General features: G+C 66.8%; 1 protein-coding gene. It reads left to right on the forward strand.

All coding sequences use genetic code 11. From position 1 onward, the window contains the following. A partial coding sequence (locus EDD78_RS13845) for a Gfo/Idh/MocA family protein (RefSeq protein ID WP_132085325.1) occupies positions 1-1,046 on the forward strand: 1,046 nt, incomplete at both ends.

Consider the following 1,046-nt stretch of genomic DNA (forward strand, 5'->3'; position numbering starts at 1 on the left):
AGTCGGGGTGATCGGCCTGGGCTTCGTCGGGATGGCGCATATCGACGCGCTGCGCCGCCTGCCCGGGGTGGAGGTGGCCGCCGTCTGCACCCCGGTAGGGGCGCAGGAGATCGCAGGCCGCTACCATGTCCCGTTCTGGTGCGAGGGCTGGGAGGAGCTGCTGGCGCAGGAGACTTTAGACGCGGTGCATATCTGCACCCCCAACCACCTGCATTATCCCATTGCCAAGGCGGCGATTGAGCGCTCGCTCGCCGTCGTCTGCGAGAAGCCCTTCACCCGCACGGTGGAGGAGGCCCGCGAGCTCGCCGCGCTGGCGCAGGAGCGGGGGAACGGCAACATGGTCAACTTTCACAACCGCTTCTATCCCATGGCCCACCGGCTGCGCACCCTCTGCCTGGGAGGGGAGCTGGGGGAGGTCATCTCGGTGGACGGAGCCTACTTGCAGGACTGGCTGCTCTATCAGACGGACTACAGCTGGCGGCTGTCGAAGGAGCAGTCGGGGTGCACGCGCACGGTGGCGGACATCGGCTCGCACTGGCTGGACCTGGCGGAATATGTGACGGGGAAGCGGATCACGGGCATGATGGCGCAGTTTAAAACCTGGTACCCGGTGCGAAAGCGGGCGAAGGGGGAGCTTGCGACCTTTGCGAAGGCGGGGCCGGATACCGGGTACGTTGAGGAGCCGGTCGAGACGGAGGACCTGGCGAGCGTGCTGCTGCGTTTTGAGGGAGGAGCGGTGGGGAGCGCTTACTTCTCGCAGATGTGCGCGGGGAGGAAGAACAGCCTGCGGCTGCAGGTCTCGGGGACGAAACAGTCGGCGCAGTGGGAGCTCGAACGGCCGGACCAGCTGGAGCTGGGCTGCCGGGAGGGGGGCAATCTGCTGCTGCAAAAGGACCCGTCGGACTGCGATAGGGAGACGGCGGAGCTGATCTCCTACCCTGCGGGGCACGGCGAAGGGTTCCCGGGGGCGTTCTACCAGGGGTTTAAGCAGTTTTACCGCTCGCTGTTGGAGCCCGGGGCGCGGCGGGACTACGCGGACTTTGCGG

Origin of the sequence: Harryflintia acetispora (assembly GCA_004340125.1) — a bacterium.
GTDB lineage: Bacteria > Bacillota > Clostridia > Oscillospirales > Ruminococcaceae > Harryflintia > Harryflintia acetispora.